The sequence below is a fragment of the Bacteroides sp. D1 genome, assembly GCF_000157095.2.
GTDB lineage: Bacteria > Bacteroidota > Bacteroidia > Bacteroidales > Bacteroidaceae > Bacteroides > Bacteroides xylanisolvens.
This window is the reverse complement of sequence record NZ_JH114339.1, coordinates 179,444-198,574: the sequence shown is the minus strand read 5'-3', so window position 1 is coordinate 198,574 and position 19,131 is coordinate 179,444. Positions and strand designations below refer to the sequence as shown.

Here is a 19,131-nt window from a genome sequence, read left to right as displayed (position 1 = left end):
TTTTATAGTTGTTTTATGATAACTACCATTTTTAAAACCGTGAAATCCGTGTAATTCGTGCCTAATATTTTAATATATTGCAAGTTTCATTGCTTACTCAACCATTGACTTTTTTATAGTCTTCCAGGAACTTCTTCAATCCCGAGTCAGTCAGCGGATGATTGAGCAATCCTTTAATAGCGCTCAACGGGCAAGTAGCAACGTCGGCTCCTACTTCTACACATTCGATAATGTGTTTCGTATTACGGATGGAAGCAGCCAATACCTGTGTTTTATAGTCATACGTACGATACATACGTACGATATCTCCCACAAGCCTTACTCCATCTTCACAAATATCGTCCAGACGGCCGACAAAAGGTGAAACATACGTAGCTCCGGCTTTAGCTGCCAGCAATGCCTGCCCTACTGAAAAGACTAATGTACAGTTCGTGCGGATTCCCTTTTCCGTAAAATGCTTGATAGCTTTAATGCCATCGGCAATACAGGGAACTTTTACTACGATATGCGGATTGAGCGCGGCAAGTTCTTCGCCTTCACGAATCATTCCTTCATAATCGGTTGCTATCACTTCGGCACTTACATCTCCGTTGACGATCTCGCATATTTTAATATAATGCTCACGCTGATTCTGCGTTCCTTTGATACCTTCTTTCGCCATCAGCGAAGGGTTGGTAGTCACTCCGTCAAGTACTCCGAGGTCATAAGCCTCCTGGATTTGCTCCAGATTAGCTGTGTCAATAAAAAACTTCATACTCTTAATTTTTAATGGTTAACGGTCTAATAGTCAAAGATAAGAATTTATTTTTATTCATCCCTGATTAAGCAATCGTAATTGACGAATCAAGATATACATCCTGAATGGTATTCAATAATTCCACCCCTTCGTTCATTGGTTTCTGGAACGCTTTACGTCCGCTAATCAATCCCATACCACCGGCACGTTTGTTGACAACGGCTGTAATGACAGCATCACGCAAATCTGATTCTCCGTGAGATTCTCCACCGGAGTTAATCAAACCAACGCGTCCCATATAGCCATTGGCAACCTGATAACGGCAAAGGTCAATCGGGTGTTCGGAAGCCAGTTCGGTATACATACGTTCGTCTACCTTGCCGAAGCCGATGGCTTTAAAACCACCATTGTTAGTAGGAAGTTTCTGTTTTACGATATCAGCTTTAATAGTCACTCCCAGACGGTCGGCCTGTCCTGTTAAATCGGCAGCCGCATGATAATCGACAGCACCTTTCTTGAAATCATTATTACGCAGGTAACACCAAAGAATGGTTGCCATCCCCAGTTCGTGAGCATATTCAAAAGCATTGGCAATCTCCACGAGCTGACGGCGGCTCTGTTCCGAACCAAAATAGATGGTGGCTCCTACCGCTACTGCTCCCATATTCCAGGCCTCTTTGACTGTACCAAACAGTACTTGGTCGAAAGTGTTGGGATAAGAAAGTAGTTCATTGTGATTTAACTTGACGATGAAAGGTATTTTATGGGCATATTTACGTGCTACGGAACCAAGGATACCAAAGGTAGAAGCGACTCCATTACAACCTCCTTCAATAGCCAGTTTCACGATATTCTCCGGATCGAAATAGATCGGATTGGGAGCAAATGATGCTCCGGCAGTATGTTCGATGTCCTGATCGACAGGAAGTATGGATACATAACCGGTATTTGCCAGGCGACCATGTCCCAACAACGTTTGCAGACTGTTCAATACTCTGATATTCCGGTCCGAATCAATCCATACTTTATCTATTGTATCGGGAGACGGAACGTGAATCAGTGATTTATCAATGGTTTCGCAAGTGTGGTCCAGGTAATAACAGGCCTTATCTCTTAATAATTCTACTACTTTACTCATAACTTCATTTTTTAATGTGTAACTTTTCTATTTTTTCTTTCCCTGATTGGCTACTGCTTCCATCAGTTTTTTGATCTCTTCCGGGTTTCCCAGGAAATAGTCGTTGGCCACGTTCAGGTTTTCATCAAACTCAAAAACGTAAGGCACAGCAGTAGGCAGATTCAGTTTTATGATATCTTCATCGGAGATATTTTTCAAATGTTTTATGATACCCCGCAGGCTATTACCATGAGCCACAACCAATAAAGTATGGGCCGTTTTCAGACTGGGGAATATATCACTTTCCCAGTAAGGCATGATACGTTCAATGGTATCTTTCAATGATTCGGTACGAGGTAACTCGGCGTCGGGCACTTCATGATAACGGTAATCAAAACGCGGGTTTCTCAAATCACTCTCCGAAAGCGGATTGGGAGCTATATCATAGCTACGACGCCACACGAGCACTTGTTCTTCTCCATATTTCTCGGCAGTCTCGGCTTTATTCAATCCCTGCAATTCACCATAATGCTTTTCATTCAGGCGCCAGTTTTTCTCTACAGGTATCCAGTCCAGATTCATCTTATCGAGAACACAGTTCAAGGTTTTCACCGCACGCTTCAAATAGGAAGTATAAGCCTTATCGAAATTGAAACCATATTCTTTCAATGTCTCTCCGGCTTTTTCAGCTTCGACAACTCCCTTTTCTGTCAGATCGACATCTGTCCAGCCCGTGAAGCGGTTTTCTTTATTCCATGCACTCTCTCCGTGACGAAGTAATACTATCTTTTTCATTTCTAAAATTCTCCTTTCTTCTTTTTATATATACAACAGATTGTTTCTTCACAAAGTTCACTAGAAAACAAATAGTTATCAATACCTAGAAATAATGATTCTTTCTGCAAAAAGAATCCACTCGATAATCATTGAAAGAATATATGCAAAGAATAACTTGCTCATATAGGTAAACACTTTGTTTCCTAACTTTCTTTAGGATGAAGCAATACTATCTTTTTCCTTTTTAAAGCAAAATTCAACAAAAATGATTATTTTTACGAGCTAATTATTGTCTAACTATCAATAATACAAATTCATTTTGAAAATAAGCGAACAAAACAAAGGTGCATTCCTGCATAAGTTGATGAGCAAAGCGAATATAGGCTGGTGGGAGGCTGACTTAAAAACAGAGACGTATAAATGTTCTGAATTGATCTCCGAGTTGCTCGGATTAGAGGAAGACGGCGTAATCAGTTTTGAAGATTTCAATCAACGTATCCTTAGGGAAGATCAAAGCTACACCACTTTTCCTTCTTTTGACGAACTACAACAGACAACTGAAGAAGTCTATTTATTTGACACCCCTAAAGGTAGCATATGGATTCGCAGTAAAGTGTGTTTTGAAGAAACAGACGAAGACGGCAATACCAAAGTATATGGCATAGCCGAAACACAAGAGGGAATTCGTATAGCATCTGCTCATCAGGCTCTACAAAATAGCGAGCGTATCCTACATAATATTTATAAGAATCTTCCGGTAGGCATTGAACTATATGACAGAGAAGGCCGCCTGATTGATCTGAATAAGAAGGAACTGGAAATGTTCCACATACGTACCAAAGAAGATATTCTAGGAATCAATCTTTTCGATAATCCTGTATTACCGGATGAAATAAAGCAGAAACTTAGAGATTATGAAAATGTAGATTTCACATTCCGGTATGACTTTTCCAAGGTTGACAGCTATTATTCACCGGAGAAATCGACAGGATTCCTCGATTTAGTAACCAAAGCAACTACTCTATACGATCACAATCACGAGCCTATCAATTATCTTTTGATTAATGTAGACAAGACCGAAGATACAATTGCCTATAATAAAATTCAGGAATTCGAGAGTTTCTTCGATTTGGTGGGAGATTATGCCAAAGTAGGTTATGCCCACTTCGATGCTTTGAGCCGGGATGGGTATGCCTTGCGAAGCTGGTATAGAAATGTTGGTGAAGAAGAAGGTACTCCATTACCGGAAATCATTGGCATTCATTCTCATTTCCATCCGGAAGATCAAGCGGTCATGATTGACTTTCTGGATAAAGTAGTGAAAGGGGAAAGTTCCAAATTATGCCGGGATGTCCGCATCCGCAGGGCAAATGGTAACTATACCTGGACACGGGTGAATGTATTAGTCAGAAATTATCAGCCGCAGGACAACATTATCGAAATGTTATGCATCAATTTTGATATTACTCAATTGAAGGAAACTGAACGGATGCTGATCGGCGCCAAAGAGAAAGCCGAAGAAGCCGACCGGTTAAAATCTGCTTTTCTTGCAAATATGAGCCACGAAATACGTACTCCGCTTAATGCAATAGTAGGTTTTTCTAGTCTGCTTGAAGAAGCGGAGGATGCAGAAGAGAAACACCAGTATGTTACCATCATTGAAGAAAATAATAAGTTACTGCTACAACTCATATCAGATATCCTCGACTTGTCAAAAATCGAAGCCGGGACTTTCGATGTTATCCCGGAACAAGTGAATGCACAGCAGCTCTGCAACGAACTGTTTCAGGCTATGCAAATGAAAGCGACACCACAAGTAAAAATTCTTCTGGCTCCGGAATTACCGGAACTTATTTTCACAAGTAACAAAAACAGATTATATCAGGTATTGCTAAATTTCGTAACCAATGCTTTGAAGTTTACTTCTGAAGGCAGTATCATTATTGATTACCGGATTAATGGGAATGAAGTACGATTCTCCGTCAAGGACACAGGAATAGGCATTGCTCCGGAAAAACAAGAAGCTATCTTCACCCGGTTTGTGAAACTGAATAGTTTCATTCCCGGTACCGGTCTGGGACTTCCTATCTGTCAAAGTATCATCACACAATTGGGAGGTAAGATCGGAGTAGAATCGGAACCGGGAAAAGGTTCTTGTTTTTGGTTTACACATCCGCTTCATTAGAAGCGAATTTCAACCGATGCTCACTACATATAACCAGCCAAAAAATAGTTATCGATTTCTCTTTAAGAAAATACGGTCTGTTATAGTGTTCGGAAGTTCCGATTCATAGTGCGTCACCATAATCATCGTCTTATCCCTACGCTGGCAGAAAGCTTCGATAACTTTCTTTACCCGGCGACGATTATAGGTATCCAATCCATGAAGCGGCTCATCCAGAATGAGCAGTTCGGGGTCTTTGACGAAAGCTCTTGCCAGCAAAGCCAAACGCTGCTCTCCGCTGGAAAGTTGCAGGAAAGGTTTATCTTTCAAGTCTGCAATGCCGAATATATCCATCCACCATTCACAGATAGCCATCTGCTCCGGTTGAGGACGTTTGTACAGACCGATACTATCATGCAGACCGCTGGCTACGATTTCAATAGCCGGCAAGTTTTTGAGATAAGCACGGTGCATCTCCGGACTTACATAACCGATGTGTTTCTTGATTTCCCAAATACTTTCTCCTGTTCCGCGTTTACGTCCGAAAAGACTGATGTCGCAAGCGTACGATTGCGGATTATCCGCACAAACCAAACTCAATAATGTAGACTTTCCTGCACCGTTCTCGCCACTCAATGCCCATTTTTCGCCACGAGACACCGTCCAGTCCAGTTCTTTCAGAATGGTTCGGTCACCATAACGGATGCTGACTTTATTCAGTTTTACTACTTCATCCGAGTCGTAATTGTTGCCGTCATAAGGCAAATCAATAATCCGCTTCTGCAAGTCATCGAAAGAGGTAGTCACATCTCTGCTACGAAAAGCGTTCAGATAGGCTTCACGTTCCATTTTAGGAAAGACTTCCATCTTATCCACAGGAATAACATGAGTGATAAATGAAGGGATATCATCCAACATGGAAAGTACCAGAATGATCTGCACGGACGACATTTTCGTCAGGCGTTCAAGTAAAGAGAATAACAATTCGCGTGTAGGAGCATCCAGTCCGATGAACGGATTATCCATTATTAAGACACGGGGAGCTGTTAATAAAGTTTTGGTAAGTTGGAATTTACGCAATTCACCACTGGAAAGAAGAATGATTTTCTTATCAAGTAACGGCTCGATACGGAAGAGTTCAAACAGTTCATGTTGCAGTTGTTCGTCTTTGATTTCTCCCAGCATTTCACGAACATCGGGAGCCTCATCCTGATCGTGAGCGTTCCAACGCTGCTGATAGTAGTAATTGGCATCGGCCGCTCCGTAAGTATCGCGAAAGGCAATGTATTTCACATTATCATAAATAGTCTGGGTGGCAGAAGGGGAGAAATCATATTGTACAGTTCCTTCACGCAATGGATATTTTCCGATGAGAGTGTCTACAAAAAGACTTTTACCACCACCGTTGGGACCTACAATAGCTATGTGTTCATTCGCTCCGATAGTTGCCGTGATAGGTTTGGCTAAACGCACAAGCGGGTTGCGTGCTACGCCCCCCGCCATGCAGAATGTATTTTGACTCATATTCTTTTATTCTGTTTCGTTATTGCCCGCAAAGGTAACAATTTTATCACAAAAGCCGTCTATATACAAACATATTCTTATCATTTCTATTGATTGGATAGCTTTAGTTCATGGAAAAACAAAGCTTCCTTTATTTAGTAAATCCGTAAGGAGGACATTCAAAATTGGTTATATCGAGTTGATATTCCATCATGTCTTTCAATTCGTGTACCGGACGTTCAAGTTCATAGGGTATCGGTTGCTTATTGAACTGCCCGAAGTAAAGCAAACAGGCATCCCGCCACCAGACTGCATCACGTGCCTGAATCTTCAAGCGATGTTGCACTTCCTGAAAACGTTCGGAATCGATATACGGCTTCATACTATCCCACACTTTCTGAAAGTTTCTCACTTCTTTTACGCCACGGTCATACGCATAACACATTTCTGCCCAAAGCGTACGTCCACTCTTCATCTGATGGTTCCAGGAAACATGGTGAAACCAGAGAAGCAGGTTTTCCGGGCAAGTATCCACGTTGTCCAATTCTTCACACAGCGGGGAATGATATTGTCCGGTAGCATTACTTCCCGTACTGCTACGGTCGAAACCGATTCCTAAACTGTCAGCACGGTGATAATAGGAAGGCATCCAGTCGGGACGGGCACCGGGAATATCGCACCAGGGTTCCGGTCCGTAATGATGCCCCCAAGCAAAAATATGATGTAAGCCGAGCGGCATCATGTAGTCTACCACTGCTTCTCTCGACTCTTGGAGAAGTTGAGAGTTGAGAAGGGAGAGTTGAGAGTGAAGTTGTTGTCTCTCTTTTGGAGATATTTCATTGACGGAATCGTTGTACGGCTGTAAGGCAACCGGAAGAAAAGTCTGCCTCAACCATTCTTCACCGATCTGCTCGGAAGAAAGTGAATGTTTCCATGCCAAACGACCGAAAGCATACCAGTTGGCTTGGGCAAAAGGATGTCCGCACCAATTGATGTCATCACCGATATTGGTGACACCGGCAATAGCCGTCAATGAATGGGGGAACAAGGAGCCGTCCGTCACACGGGCAATGGTGGAGCCTTCACCTTGCATATATGTATCGCTATCCAGACATTCTTTCCACATAGGTGCAAGAAAAGCAAGATGGTTAGAAAAACCGAGATATTCCTGTGTTATCTGGAATTCGGGCATCACCGCTGTTTTCTTCATCGCTCCGAACAACGGACTGAATGGTTCGCGAGGTTGGAAATCAATCGGGCCGTTCTTTATCTGCACAATGACATTATCGCGGAATTTTCCGTCCAAAGGCTCAAATTCAAGAAAGGCTTGCTTGGCACGATCGCTGTCGGTAGGCGAGTAAACGAAAGCACGCCACATCACGATACCATGATAAGGTTTCAATACATCGGCAAGCATATTGGCTCCTTCGGCATGAGTACGCCCGTAGTCACACGGTCCGGGTTGTCCTTCGGAGTTTGCTTTCACCAAAAAGCCTCCGAAATCGGGTATCAGAGAATAGATATCTTTGGCTTTCTTCTTCCACCAGGCAATCACCTCTTTATCCAACGGATCGGAGGTGGATAAACCACCTAAAGCTGCTGGGGAAGAAAAGTTAATTGAAAGATATATTTTCAAACCGTAAGGACGGAAGATGTCTGCCAGAACCTTGACTTTCTGCAAATAATCATCAGATAGTATCTTAGGACTTGCATTGACATTGTTTATCACAGTAGCATTAATACCGATGGAAGCATTGGCGCGTGCATAAGCTTCATAACGGGGAGAAACAACCGACGGGAGTTCGTCCCATTTCCAAAGCGAATGTCCGGCATAGCCACGTTCGATTGTACCGTCTAGATTGTCCCAATGATTCAAGATACGAATCCGGTAATCCGGTTTCTCGGAGATATTTAAAGACTTCAATGTTGATTCGGATAATTGTCCGGTGGCTTGCAGACGAAGCAGATGATAAGTTCCGTAAAGTATTCCTTGCTCACCGAAAGAAGTGATTGTCAAATGGTTACCGTCTTTAGAAGCGCGGATGATGTATCCGTCATTTCCTAATGCACGCAGTTCCTTATTTTTCTGTATTTCCAGCGTTATGGGGATTCCTCCCTGCCAGAAGTTCCGCAATTCGGAAACGGCGATATTTAATGTGGGAGACTGTTTCTTATTCATTATTATTGCTTTTGCTCCCGTTGAATAACGAAGCCACAAAGCGCTCCCATCTTCTGCATAAACAGAGAAAAAGCTGAAAAACAGGACAAATGTCAATATAGATATAATCCTCATAAGTAATAGTTCAAAATTCGTTTCATGAATGGGTATTTATATTTCACCACAGAGGACACAGAGGTTTACTATTTTTTTACTCACTATAGAGTAACACAAAGTCTCACGTATTGAGAATCGTATTTATCGCTCTGTTTTACTTGCGGAAAGAGAGAGAAGAACTCTGTGTCCTCTGTGGTGAACTCTAAATGATCATTTGTCGACTATTCATCCAGTCCTTCAATCGTGATGATTTTTCCATCAACATCGTATTGCAGTTCACAGACTTTTAAGCTGCGAAGCCAGGTTTTCCCTTCGGAAGGTACGCAATCGTGATGGAACAGATACCATTTTCCTTTGAACTCAACAATAGCATGATGAGTAGTCCATCCCACTACCGGAGTCAGGATAACTCCCTGATAAGTAAATGGTCCGTATGGGTTGTCACCTATTGCGTAACAAAGTAGATGGGTATCGCCTGTAGAGTAAGAGAAATAATATTTCCCATTATACTTATGTACCCAGGAAGCTTCGAAGAAACGACGTTCTGTATCTCCTGCTGTCAGAGGTTTACCGTTTTCATCCAGAATGACTAACGGACGCGGTTCTTCCGCAAACTCCATCATATCATCACTCAAACGAACGACACGGGATGGCAAGGCCTCTTCCTTTCCTTCGGGTAAAATGGCTGATTCCAATGCTTTATTATTCCGGTAACGTTGAAGCTGTCCACCCCACAGTCCGCCAAAATACATATAATAATTACCATCTCCATCATTCCAAACAGCCGGATCAATGCTATAACTTCCTTTCATCGGGTTTGCTTCCGGAACAAAAGGTCCGTATGGTTTATCGCTCACAGCTACTCCGATACGGAATATGTCATTTTGGTCTTTCAATGGAAAATACATATAGTATTTGCCGTCTTTAAAAGCAACATCACAGTCCCAAAGCTGACGGCCTGCCCAAGGAATATCTCCCGTAGAAAGTACAACCCCATGGTCAGTAATCTCTCCATTCATTACATCATCCATAGAATACACATGGTAATCTTTCATATTGAAATGATCTCCATTATCATTTTCGGCAATACCACTCTCCCAATCATGCGAGGGATAAATGTAAAGTTTGCCATCAAACACGTGTACGGCAGGATCAGCCATATAATCACCGGGAACTAAATATCTTTTTTCTGTTTTCATGGTTTTATTCTTATTGCAACAGTTCTAAATTAATTTTATAAATGGGAATTTCTATTTCACCACAGAGGACACGGAGGACACAGAGGTTTAATCTTTCTATTCACTATAGAGTAACACAGAGTCTCACGTAATCGTATATTTATCGCTCTGTTTTACTTACAGAAAGAGAGAGAAGAACTCTGTGTCCTCTGTGGTGAAGTGAACTCCAAATGATCATTTCTGCATAGCCTCTTTTATAATCAAATCAACTACCGGTTTCGGCTGATGATTGCGGTCGAAAAGCAATGGATAATCCGTACGTCCTCTCATCGGCCAGTCGTTACGCCACGAATCCTGATCGGCTACTCCCCAAACTGTAACTCTTGTTATGATATCCTGATGTTTCAGGAACAGACGGAAGAAATCATTCATTCTCTCTGTCCATGCTTTTGATACTTCTTCCGGTAATCCGTCCGAATAAGGATTCATCTCTTTTTTATATTCAAAAGATGCCGAGACTTCCGCACCAACCTTGGGGTCGGGTGATGGCAATACAGTCAGATCCAATTCTGTTATCATTACCTTCACTCCCGCTCCGGCAAAGGCAAGCATACTTTCTTCAAACTCGCTGATTTTCGGATAGTCCATGCCGATGTGTCCTTGCATCCCCACCGCATCAATACGGATACCACGTTTCTTCAAGTCTTTCACTATCTTCACAACTGCAGCTCTTCTGCCCGGTTGAGCCATTGAATAATCGTTATAATAAAGCTCTGCATCCGGATCGGCCTCGTGTGCATATTGAAAAGCCAATGGGATATATTCTTCACCTAGAATTTCATAAAACTTAGTCTTACGATATGCACCATTATCTTCAATCGCTTCATTCACCACATCCCAACCTTTAATACGGCCTTTGTAACGCTTCACAATAGTGGTGATATGATCTTTCATCCGTTTCTTCAATACTTCCGGAGACACATTTTTGCCATTCTCATCCACGCAGAACCAGGGAGAAAGCTGCGAATGCCAAATCAACGTATGTCCTGTGATTGCCAAATGATTTTTCTCTCCAAAAGCAACAAATTCATCTGCCTGTGTGAAATTATAACGGTTCTCCTTCGGATGCATTTCCTGACTTTTCATACAATTCTCTGCTACAATAGCATTAAATTGTTCCTGAATTACGCGCACTCCTGCCTTATCCTGACCGGATGCTTGTCGTGTATTCACTGCTGTTCCTATCAGGAATTTATCCTTCAAAGCTTCTTTCAAAGTCTTTGTTTCTTGTGCAAAAGCTATCGAAGTACTAGTTATCAGGGCTACAGCAGCCAACAAAGAAACTACGGTTGTTCTTGTCGAAGTCTTCATATAGTCTATCTATTAGTTATAGTTATTAATCAATTGTTTTCCAGACGGCGTTTTGCCAAATCGTCCTGAATATGCTCATTCAACTTCTTAGAAATAGGATAAAAGAACAAAGCAATTACTCCTACAAAGAAAGTGATGGCAGGAATCACGCTGGATGTCAAACGGATACCGAAAATAGCGCTTTCCGTCTGCACTGTATTAGATACAAAACCGAACGAATCGACAATCGCACCGCAAATAGCTCCCCCTATACCTAGTCCGGCTTTCAGGGCAAAGACTACACCTGCAAATACAAACCCTGTCGCACGACGATGGTTCACCCATTCTGAATGATCGGCAACATCTCCCATCATTGCCCAAAGCAATGGAATAGTAGGTGCGTATGCCAAACTCTTCAAACAGTTAATAATAAAGATCATACTTATGTTTGTCGAATCTACCACAAAAAACAGGGCTGTAAAAAAGGCTGTCAGTGCCAGGCAGATCAAAAACACATTCCGCTTGCCAAAGATATTAGAAAGAAATCCGGAAAGCAATATTACACCCGCCAAAGTGATAACCTGCCCAATCATATTGAACAAACTGAAACCTACAGCAAACACATTACTATGATCGGGCTGCGCAATCAGTCCGAAAGCATCAAGGAAAGTGTGCCACATTCCATAAGTTTCTCCTTCTATCCGTACTAATCCGAAGTTCTGCAAGAAATCAAAAAGGGCTGTTTTATCTACGAAGTAATTAAAGTAGTAAGACATACTGCTGCCCCACATAGCCAATGTCGTAAACAAAAAGAGGGTTAGGATAAACATCGCTTTCCATGGACGGCTGCTTACGATATCTTTAAAATCCTGTTTCACGGAAGTTTTCTGACCTACGGGAGGCGTGATACGCTCTTTGGCAGAGAAGAATGTGATTACTAAAAGAACAACTCCGATGATGGCAAACAGGGTAATTGTCAGGAACCATCCACGTTGATCGTCGCCTTGCCCGAACTTGGAGACTAATGGCAAAGTAAGCCCCTGCACAACAAAAGTGGCGATTGTAGCTGTCACAAAACGGACGGACGAGATACTGGTACGTTCTTTGATGTCACTTGTCATCACCCCCCCCAAAGAGGCATACGGAGTATTATTGAAGGAGTAAATAGACATTAATAAGGTATAAGTGATACCTGCATAAATAATCTTCCCACGCTCACTCAAATCGGGTGTCGTAAATGCCAGAATGAAGAATACGGCAAAAGGAATAGCTGTCCACAACAACCAGGGACGATATTTACCCCAGCGGGTATTGGTTCTGTCGGACAGGATACCTACCACCGGATCGACAAACGCATCGAAAATACGTGCAACCAGCAATATCATACCTGCTGCTGTTGCTTTGATTCCAAACACATCTGTATAGAAGAAGAGTTGGAACATCATCATCATCTGGAAAATCAGGTTCGCCGAACCGTCACCCAAGCTATAACCGATTTTCTCGGCCATCGACACTTTTTGAGTCTGTGTTTTCATGGTACTAATCTCTTTTTTAATTTATTTGACTCTTTGTTGAAAGACTGCTTGGGAAACACGCTGTCCCAACGTCTTTTTATCCAATGGATGGATATCATTCCATTCTCCTAAATCACCGTTTTTAATTAGAGTGACATTTTTATTTGTATTGGCTACTTCTGCCTGCACTTTCCGGAATTCTGCCCAAGCAGCACGCCCTCCTTTATCTTCGGGTGAGAGGAAATCCGCCAGTTCAATCACATAGAAAGGCATATCAGGTCGATTCCAATGCTGTCTCCAATCCGCAATCATCGCCGTCAACAGGTCTTTATACTCATTTCTGCGAGACACATTCGATTCACCCTGATACCAGATAATACCAGATACCGTATAATTCAGCAATGGGGCAATCATAGCATTATAAAGTCCTACGGGTTTATAATGGAAAGCAGTCTGTCCCGGAGCAGCAGGCATGGGAGCGCCGAGGCGATATTTCCAATTACCTTCGAGACTAATCTCCGATTCTCCTTTTTCCGGCTGACCTTTTCCGAAAAATATCTTATAAGGTTTCTCCTTTACAAAATGAGGGAAACCGCCATAACTGAAAAGACGTATGGTTATCGTGTTTTTTCCAGCTTTCAACAATCCGGCGGGAATGGTATAGATACGTGGTGGATATTGATAAGAAACAGTTCCCACAAACGTACCATTTACATAGACGGAGTCTGCATCTACGATGCATCCCAGGCGAAGAGTTGCCTTCTCTCCCGCTTGTTGCCCGGACACCTGAAAATCTTTACGGAACCAATGGGAACCATTGATTGTATTCAATCCGTTAGTAGCCCAACCGGAAGCAAACAAATCGGTCGGTGTCCAATCACTGTCATCATAGCCGGCAGCATACCAAGGGATGGTTTCATGCATTCCTTTATCTCCCTGATACAGTGCTACATTCCAGGCACGGCTTTTCTTGCTCTCTTCTTTTTTCATTGATTCTACCAAGTCATCTGATTCGTAGATACGTTTTTCGTTCAGATAATAAGGAAAAGGTTTCAAACCTTCCTCACTGATCCACGCTTCTACCGGTGACCCTCCGACACTGGAGTTTATGATTCCTACCGGAACCTTTGTTTTCTGAAAGTAATCTTTAGTAAAGAAATAAACCAAAGCAGAGAAAGACATCACATTTTCAGGAGTCATAGCCTTCCAGAAGATTCCCGGAATATCTGTCTGCGGGGCATGAAAGTTATACAATAGAGGAGTTTTTATATAACGTACCATCGGATAATCACTGTCCGCAGATATCTCATCCCGAAAACGGTCTGTAACCCGTGAAACGGGTAATTCCATATTCGACTGACCGGAACATACCCAAACGTCACCCACAAGAATATCCTTCAACTCTATATCATTAATAATCATTGTGTAAGGACCACCAGCTTTTAAGGCAGGCAAGATCACTTTCCAGTTGCCTTGCGCATCGGCAACGGTCTTATATTTCTTTTTTTGAAAAGTTATACTAACAGTTTCATCAGGATCAGCCGTCCCCCAAATATTGACAGGCTCCCCGCGTTGAAGCACCATTCCGTCGGAAACAAGAGTGGGAAGTTTAACCTTTGCTTCACCCAACAGAGCGAAGCAAAGGAACACAACTACTAACCCAACCTTATAAAACCAATACTTATTCATTATCTATCTTTTCTTTTATGTCTTTATTTCATAGTAATCCGGAAAGAGAAACAATCCGTTCTGAATTCCACTTTGCAAACTTAGGAAGTTTCTCTCCGCTGACCCAGAATTTTTGATTCAAATCATTACTCGCTTGTTACATCATCGTTTACGTATGTTACAAATACCTGTTGTAATGTTACATCCAAATTGAGATTGCCGATGAATAGGAGGAAAATGAAGGATTTAGAAAGAACGGATTACAGTAGTTATTGTTATTCATTCTATCTATTTAAAGATGATAGAAATGCCGGCAACCAACGTTGAGTTGTTATATATGCCATAAATAAAAAGTGCCGACTAACCAGCCGGCACATGATTTCATTTGTTCCATCAGACTGAAACAGGCAGCCAGTCTACTGCATGAAAAAACTTGAGTATCTCGGAATTGTAGTAAACAGAAAAAACTACTTGTACATAATCAACGCAGACTGACCGGGAACAATCACCTCCGGTCCGGTTTGCGTACCCAATCCACGCACATCTATCACTCCATCTTTACATACTACCGTATATTTACCAACAGGAATTTCCAATCGTGCAGGAGTCGTACGGGAATTAAAGGCTACGATAATATCTTCCCAGCTATCTCCATTCGCATGCTCTTTGAGGCGAAACGCAATCAGGTTTTGCCCTTCAACCGGAAGGAACTCCAGATGCTTCCGGACCATTTCTGCATTTCCCATACGGAAAGCCGGATGAGACTTACGAAGATCAATGAGTCGTTTATAGTACGTGAAAATATCTCCGTTTGTCGTTTTGCGTCTCCAGTCAATGGCATTGATGGCATCCGGACTCTTATAACTATTGTCTATCCCTTGTTTATCACGCATCACTTCTTCACCTGCATGGATAAAAGGAATTCCCTGTGAAGTTAAGACTACCGTTTGTGCCAGCTTATCAAGTCGAACCAACTGTTCGGGAGTAGCTCCCGGCATGCTTGCCTTCAATCGGTCTACAAGACACAAACCATCATGACAGGAAACATAGCTAACCATCTGGGTAGGCTGTTCCGCCCACGGCTTCTGACTATAATTTACGGAATCACAGCGTACTTGCGGATGCTTAATAGCTCCAACAATTCCGAATTTTACGCTCATTTCTCCCCCCGGCACTCCGGCAAGGAAAGCTCCTTTGTCCTTCTCCCATACTGGCCCGCAAAGCCCGTCGCGCAATTCATCCGAGAATACAGCAATTCCGGGCATGTGGGAAATATTTCCTTTCATCGCCAATGAATCTGCCGGATATTGAGGAGCTTCAGCCGCCCAACCTTCTCCATAGATACAAATAGTAGGATCGACTTTGTTGACAGCCTTTCGAATCTCGTTCATTGTTTCAATATCATGCACCCCCATCAAGTCAAAGCGGAAGCCGTCAATATGATATTCTTTTATCCAATAAAGAACAGACTCTATCATGAACTTACGCATCATAGGCCGTTCACTTGCTGTTTCATTGCCACACCCTGAACCATTTGCCAATGTGCCATCCTCTTTCTGACGGTAAAAATAGCCGGGAACGGTACGTTCAAAATTACTTTCAAGTGTATTAAAAGTGTGATTGTAAACCACATCCATTATCACGCGTATTCCAGCTCTATGCAACGCTTGTACCATCTGTTTGAACTCTTTCACGCGAACGGCAGGCTGATAAGGATCGGTTGAATAAGAACCATCCGGTACATTATAATTCGCCGGATCATATCCCCAGTTATAGTGATTTTCATCTAATTTTGTTTCGTCGATAGAAGCATAATCAGAAGAAGGAAGAAGATGCACGTGTGTCACTCCCAGTTCTACCAAATGATCGATACCTGTTGGTTGATTGCCGGAATTCACCGTCCCATGTTCAGTCAGTGCAAGGTATTTGCCCTTATTTTTTATTCCCGAAGTAGAGTCAACAGAGAAGTCACGATGATGCATTTCATAGATAATCATATCAGCAGGAGATTTCAGAGAAGGACGTCGGTCACTCTCCCACCCCTCCGGATTGGTAGTCTTCCAGTCGATGATAGCTGCACGCTTTCCGTTCACTCCTACAGCGTGAGCATTAATCCCCGGCGTGTCACCCTGCCATTTATCGTTGATTTTTACATTGAAAGCATAGTATTTGCCGAGCAGATCCTTATCTACGGATGTCGTCCAGGTTCCATTCTCACCGAGTTCCATCTTTACTGTTTCGTAAGCATGTCCGCCTTCTCCGGCATCATAAAGCATCAGGCGCACCTCTTCTGCTGTTGGTGACCAAAGGAAAAATTTGGTTGCCAACGGCGTATATTCCATCTCTGTAAGGCTTCCCGTACGAACCGGATATAATTCAAAAGAAGTATATTCCTTCTTCGTTGGGGAACAACTCATCACTGTTGTCACTGTAGTCACACCCAATATCGCTAAATAATTATTTCCTATCTTCATTCTAAACCTCCCCCTATGCTACACACCATATCTATCCCCCCATAAAATTAAATGCTTTATTTCACCTTATCCGGATTCTTCGCTATAAAATCCTTCCAACTACTATACCCTTTTTCCATTGCCGGTCGCCCCATTTGCAGGAAATGACAATAAGCCGCTGCCAAACCATCTGTTGCATCCATAAAAGTAGGCATATCATCTTTTGAGAACCGTAGCATCCTTTGCAGCATATCCGCCACTTGTTCTTTTGATGCCTGCCCGTTTCCGGTGATAGCCATTTTTATCTTCAAAGGGGCATATTCGGTGATTGGAATATCCCGGCTCAACGCTACTGCCATTGCTACCCCTTGTGCACGACCTAACTTCAACATCGATTGCACATTTTTTCCGAAGAAAGGTGCTTCGATAGCCAACTCATCCGGTAGATAACTTTCAATAATGCTCAATACCCGTTCATGGATATGACGAAGTTTCAGATAGTGATTGGCAAATTTACGTAAGTCGATAATCCCCATCGCAATCATTTCTGGTTTGGTTCCTCTCACTCTTAGAACCCCGTATCCCATGATTGTCGTACCAGGGTCAATCCCCAGGATTATCTTTTCTTTTACCGGTTGAATCACTCTATCACCTCCATCAAGGTCGGAAATCCGATCACTTTATCTTTAAATATTTTTACCAGTTCGTCATTCAGTCGCACCCCCTGTTCCAAATGCCAGCGATGTAATAACCCACTACTTTCTACCTCCCATTGCAAAGAATACGCACTTCCTTCTTCCCGATGACTCAATATCCGGCAAATACGCGGTGCCTTCAACGCACCGTGTTTCTGTACTTCAGGGATATAACTCTCTTTTATCCAAATCATGAAATTGTCGTGAACGTCATCGTCCACTTGAAAAGTTGTATTATAAATCAGCATATCTTAATTTCATACTATTATTTACCGCAAACATAGCAATTATTTCAGAATAATGCATTATATTTGCGGCAACAAAAAAAAGATTCGTTTACAAACGTTATCATATAAGACAAAAAAGGGGCGTTAGCTCATCTGGCTAGAGCGTAACACTGGCAGTGTTAAGGTGATCGGTTCGAGTCCGATACGCTCCACTTTTTTCTCTCCCAACTTTGAACTTTAATAGTGTACTGGACATGAAAATCACAAAATTTGTCACTATTCTTCTAATCATCCCATGCTTAATTTCCTGCTACGGGAACAAGTCTTCAAAAACAACACAATCAAACAATGCAGACTATGATATACGCCTCAATGATAGCATAGCAGCAGTAAACGCAATGCTAGAAGAAGGGAACGCTGATGGAGAAAAAATAAATGCTTTTTTAGACGCATATATGTCTAAACATCCTAATTGTTTCAACAATGACATCCAAAGAAAAAAAACAGGAAAAGAATTGCGTTCTTTGTTAGAAAAGGAACTTGAGAATAGCCCTGATTTCCTTTCTGATATAGCAGTCAAATTCGCTTCTATGGATAAAGTTAAAAGCACCGATAATAAAGGATATAAATATCTTATATCCTTTACCTGTAGCAGCCTTCAAAAAACCGGAAAGTATAATATTTCTTTCAGAATTATAACGGCTTTAGATGAGGAAGAAGCCTCCAATCTTATTGATAATCAGAAGTATTATATTCAAGGAAAATTCATAAGTCTTTCCGAAAAGGAATCGATAAATATTAGACTAGATGTATTTGATGACAAAACAATTGAGATAGGGAGTATTTTTATCAAAGAACCTATCGTTACTCCGGCAAACTAAAGAAAAAAAGAAAAGGACCTTTACTCAAGGTCCTTTTTTATCACTTCGTCCATTTCTTTTATACGTTTCTCGCGGTCTTTAATAGGACCGTCTTTCTTGTCATTCTTGAATACGTCATCCGCACGGTCGGCAACCTCACCGCTCCATTCTTCAAACTGGTCCTTGGCCGGACGGCCATTCGGTTCGATATTTTCTTCGGCTATCGAATCATGCCTGTTAATCATATCATCCATAAGTTCTCGTTTTAAAAGTTTATGGCTATAAGACAATACAAACGAAGAAAAGTTTTCTGTTTTAATGATTTTTGAAGAAATCAATCATGTGTAAGCACTCATTGTATGGCTGTCCCTTTTTCTATACTCTGTAGTGGAGTATATAGCATCTCTTTATCCAATAATTAGTATTCTTTATTATTGTTGATAGGTAATAGTGACATGTAATTTGTTTCTCCTGCCGTTAATTTAGTTAAAATTTCCGCTATATATTTCACCGGCCTTAATCCATTCATCTTACATGTTTCAATAATTGAGTATAACATAGAAGCATTCTTTGCCCCTAGTTCCGATCCGCAAAACAGATAATTCTTTCTTCCC

The 19,131-nt window shown here is 41.9% G+C and carries 16 protein-coding genes and 1 tRNA gene; 3 read left to right on the top strand and 14 right to left on the bottom strand.

The window, feature by feature from the left end:
* Nucleotides 1–97: 97 nt before the first annotated feature.
* The 3 genes from fsa to gpmA all read right to left on the bottom strand — a co-directional run bounded on the left by fsa (nt 98) and on the right by gpmA (nt 2,648).
* A complete protein-coding gene (fsa, locus tag BSAG_RS13605; RefSeq protein ID WP_004312675.1) occupies nt 98–754 on the bottom strand; it encodes a fructose-6-phosphate aldolase in 657 nt (218 codons plus the stop codon).
* Between the two features lie 67 nt (nt 755–821).
* The gene (locus tag BSAG_RS13610) at nt 822–1,874 is read right to left on the bottom strand and encodes a class I fructose-bisphosphate aldolase (protein WP_004312676.1); all 1,053 of its coding nucleotides are present in this window, start codon (nt 1,872–1,874) and stop codon (nt 822–824) included.
* A 27-nt stretch (nt 1,875–1,901) separates the two neighbouring features.
* Nucleotides 1,902–2,648 (bottom strand): 2,3-diphosphoglycerate-dependent phosphoglycerate mutase, encoded by a 747-nt coding sequence (gpmA, locus tag BSAG_RS13615; protein WP_004312677.1) that lies wholly within the window; start codon nt 2,646–2,648, stop codon nt 1,902–1,904.
* Between the two features lie 346 nt (nt 2,649–2,994).
* Between gpmA and BSAG_RS13620 the strand changes: the two genes are divergently transcribed.
* Complete coding sequence (locus BSAG_RS13620; RefSeq protein WP_080552636.1) at nt 2,995–4,815, top strand: PAS domain-containing protein; 1,821 nt, start codon at nt 2,995–2,997, stop codon at nt 4,813–4,815.
* A gap of 48 nt (nt 4,816–4,863) precedes the next feature.
* Here the strand turns inward: BSAG_RS13620 and BSAG_RS13625 are convergent, their stop codons facing one another.
* From BSAG_RS13625 to BSAG_RS13660, 9 genes are all read right to left on the bottom strand, one after another.
* The gene (locus tag BSAG_RS13625) at nt 4,864–6,318 is read right to left on the bottom strand and encodes an ATP-binding cassette domain-containing protein (protein ID WP_004312679.1); all 1,455 of its coding nucleotides are present in this window, start codon (nt 6,316–6,318) and stop codon (nt 4,864–4,866) included.
* A gap of 130 nt (nt 6,319–6,448) precedes the next feature.
* Complete coding sequence (locus BSAG_RS13630) at nt 6,449–8,590, bottom strand: alpha-glucuronidase family glycosyl hydrolase (protein ID WP_008016904.1); 2,142 nt, start codon at nt 8,588–8,590, stop codon at nt 6,449–6,451.
* 203 nt (nt 8,591–8,793) lie between these two features.
* Complete coding sequence (locus BSAG_RS13635) at nt 8,794–9,771, bottom strand: glycoside hydrolase family 43 protein (RefSeq protein WP_004312681.1); 978 nt, start codon at nt 9,769–9,771, stop codon at nt 8,794–8,796.
* 213 nt (nt 9,772–9,984) lie between these two features.
* Complete coding sequence (locus BSAG_RS13640; protein ID WP_004312682.1) at nt 9,985–11,121, bottom strand: endo-1,4-beta-xylanase; 1,137 nt, start codon at nt 11,119–11,121, stop codon at nt 9,985–9,987.
* A gap of 29 nt (nt 11,122–11,150) precedes the next feature.
* Nucleotides 11,151–12,635 (bottom strand): MFS transporter, encoded by a 1,485-nt coding sequence (locus tag BSAG_RS13645; protein ID WP_004312683.1) that lies wholly within the window; start codon nt 12,633–12,635, stop codon nt 11,151–11,153.
* Nucleotides 12,636–12,656: 21 nt separating this feature from the next.
* A complete protein-coding gene (locus BSAG_RS0223105; protein ID WP_004312684.1) occupies nt 12,657–14,303 on the bottom strand; it encodes a sialate O-acetylesterase in 1,647 nt (548 codons plus the stop codon).
* 446 nt (nt 14,304–14,749) lie between these two features.
* Complete coding sequence (gene pulA, locus BSAG_RS13650) at nt 14,750–16,756, bottom strand: type I pullulanase (RefSeq protein ID WP_004312685.1); 2,007 nt, start codon at nt 16,754–16,756, stop codon at nt 14,750–14,752.
* 56 nt (nt 16,757–16,812) lie between these two features.
* The gene (ruvC, locus tag BSAG_RS13655; protein WP_004312686.1) at nt 16,813–17,379 is read right to left on the bottom strand and encodes a crossover junction endodeoxyribonuclease RuvC; all 567 of its coding nucleotides are present in this window, start codon (nt 17,377–17,379) and stop codon (nt 16,813–16,815) included.
* Nucleotides 17,376–17,678 (bottom strand): DUF4286 family protein, encoded by a 303-nt coding sequence (locus tag BSAG_RS13660; RefSeq protein WP_004312687.1) that lies wholly within the window; start codon nt 17,676–17,678, stop codon nt 17,376–17,378. Before BSAG_RS13660 ends, ruvC begins: the two co-directional genes overlap by 4 nt.
* Nucleotides 17,679–17,795: 117 nt before the next feature.
* Here BSAG_RS13660 and BSAG_RS13665 point away from each other — a divergent pair.
* Both BSAG_RS13665 and BSAG_RS13670 read left to right on the top strand, forming a co-directional pair.
* Nucleotides 17,796–17,869 (top strand) — tRNA-Ala (locus BSAG_RS13665).
* 42 nt (nt 17,870–17,911) lie between these two features.
* On the top strand, nt 17,912–18,538 hold the full coding sequence (locus tag BSAG_RS13670; RefSeq protein WP_008997464.1) for a hypothetical protein: 627 nt from the start codon (nt 17,912–17,914) through the stop codon (nt 18,536–18,538).
* Between the two features lie 20 nt (nt 18,539–18,558).
* Here BSAG_RS13670 and BSAG_RS13675 read toward each other — a convergent pair whose 3' ends face one another.
* Both BSAG_RS13675 and BSAG_RS24195 read right to left on the bottom strand, forming a co-directional pair.
* On the bottom strand, nt 18,559–18,771 hold the full coding sequence (locus tag BSAG_RS13675) for a hypothetical protein (protein ID WP_004312688.1): 213 nt from the start codon (nt 18,769–18,771) through the stop codon (nt 18,559–18,561).
* Nucleotides 18,772–18,935: 164 nt separating this feature from the next.
* A partial coding sequence (locus BSAG_RS24195) for a transposase domain-containing protein (protein WP_008997463.1) occupies nt 18,936–19,131 on the bottom strand: 196 nt, incomplete at its 5' end.

Excerpts from the sequence above, each read along its gene's own strand:
- BSAG_RS13625 (WP_004312679.1), bottom strand. The coding sequence starts at position 6,318 with ATGAGTCAAAATACATTCTGCATGGCGGGGGGCGTAGCACGCAACCCG.
- BSAG_RS13620 (WP_080552636.1), top strand. The coding sequence starts at position 2,995 with ATGAGCAAAGCGAATATAGGCTGGTGGGAGGCTGACTTAAAAACAGAG.
- BSAG_RS13635 (WP_004312681.1), bottom strand. The coding sequence starts at position 9,771 with ATGAAAACAGAAAAAAGATATTTAGTTCCCGGTGATTATATGGCTGAT.
- BSAG_RS13670 (WP_008997464.1), top strand. The coding sequence starts at position 17,912 with ATGAAAATCACAAAATTTGTCACTATTCTTCTAATCATCCCATGCTTA.
- pulA (WP_004312685.1), bottom strand. The coding sequence starts at position 16,756 with ATGAAGATAGGAAATAATTATTTAGCGATATTGGGTGTGACTACAGTG.
- BSAG_RS13610 (WP_004312676.1), bottom strand. The coding sequence starts at position 1,874 with ATGAGTAAAGTAGTAGAATTATTAAGAGATAAGGCCTGTTATTACCTG.
- BSAG_RS13645 (WP_004312683.1), bottom strand. The coding sequence starts at position 12,635 with ATGAAAACACAGACTCAAAAAGTGTCGATGGCCGAGAAAATCGGTTAT.
- BSAG_RS13640 (WP_004312682.1), bottom strand. The coding sequence starts at position 11,121 with ATGAAGACTTCGACAAGAACAACCGTAGTTTCTTTGTTGGCTGCTGTA.
- fsa (WP_004312675.1), bottom strand. The coding sequence starts at position 754 with ATGAAGTTTTTTATTGACACAGCTAATCTGGAGCAAATCCAGGAGGCT.
- BSAG_RS0223105 (WP_004312684.1), bottom strand. The coding sequence starts at position 14,303 with ATGAATAAGTATTGGTTTTATAAGGTTGGGTTAGTAGTTGTGTTCCTT.
- gpmA (WP_004312677.1), bottom strand. The coding sequence starts at position 2,648 with ATGAAAAAGATAGTATTACTTCGTCACGGAGAGAGTGCATGGAATAAA.
- BSAG_RS13675 (WP_004312688.1), bottom strand. The coding sequence starts at position 18,771 with ATGGATGATATGATTAACAGGCATGATTCGATAGCCGAAGAAAATATC.
- BSAG_RS13660 (WP_004312687.1), bottom strand. The coding sequence starts at position 17,678 with ATGCTGATTTATAATACAACTTTTCAAGTGGACGATGACGTTCACGAC.
- BSAG_RS13630 (WP_008016904.1), bottom strand. The coding sequence starts at position 8,590 with ATGAGGATTATATCTATATTGACATTTGTCCTGTTTTTCAGCTTTTTC.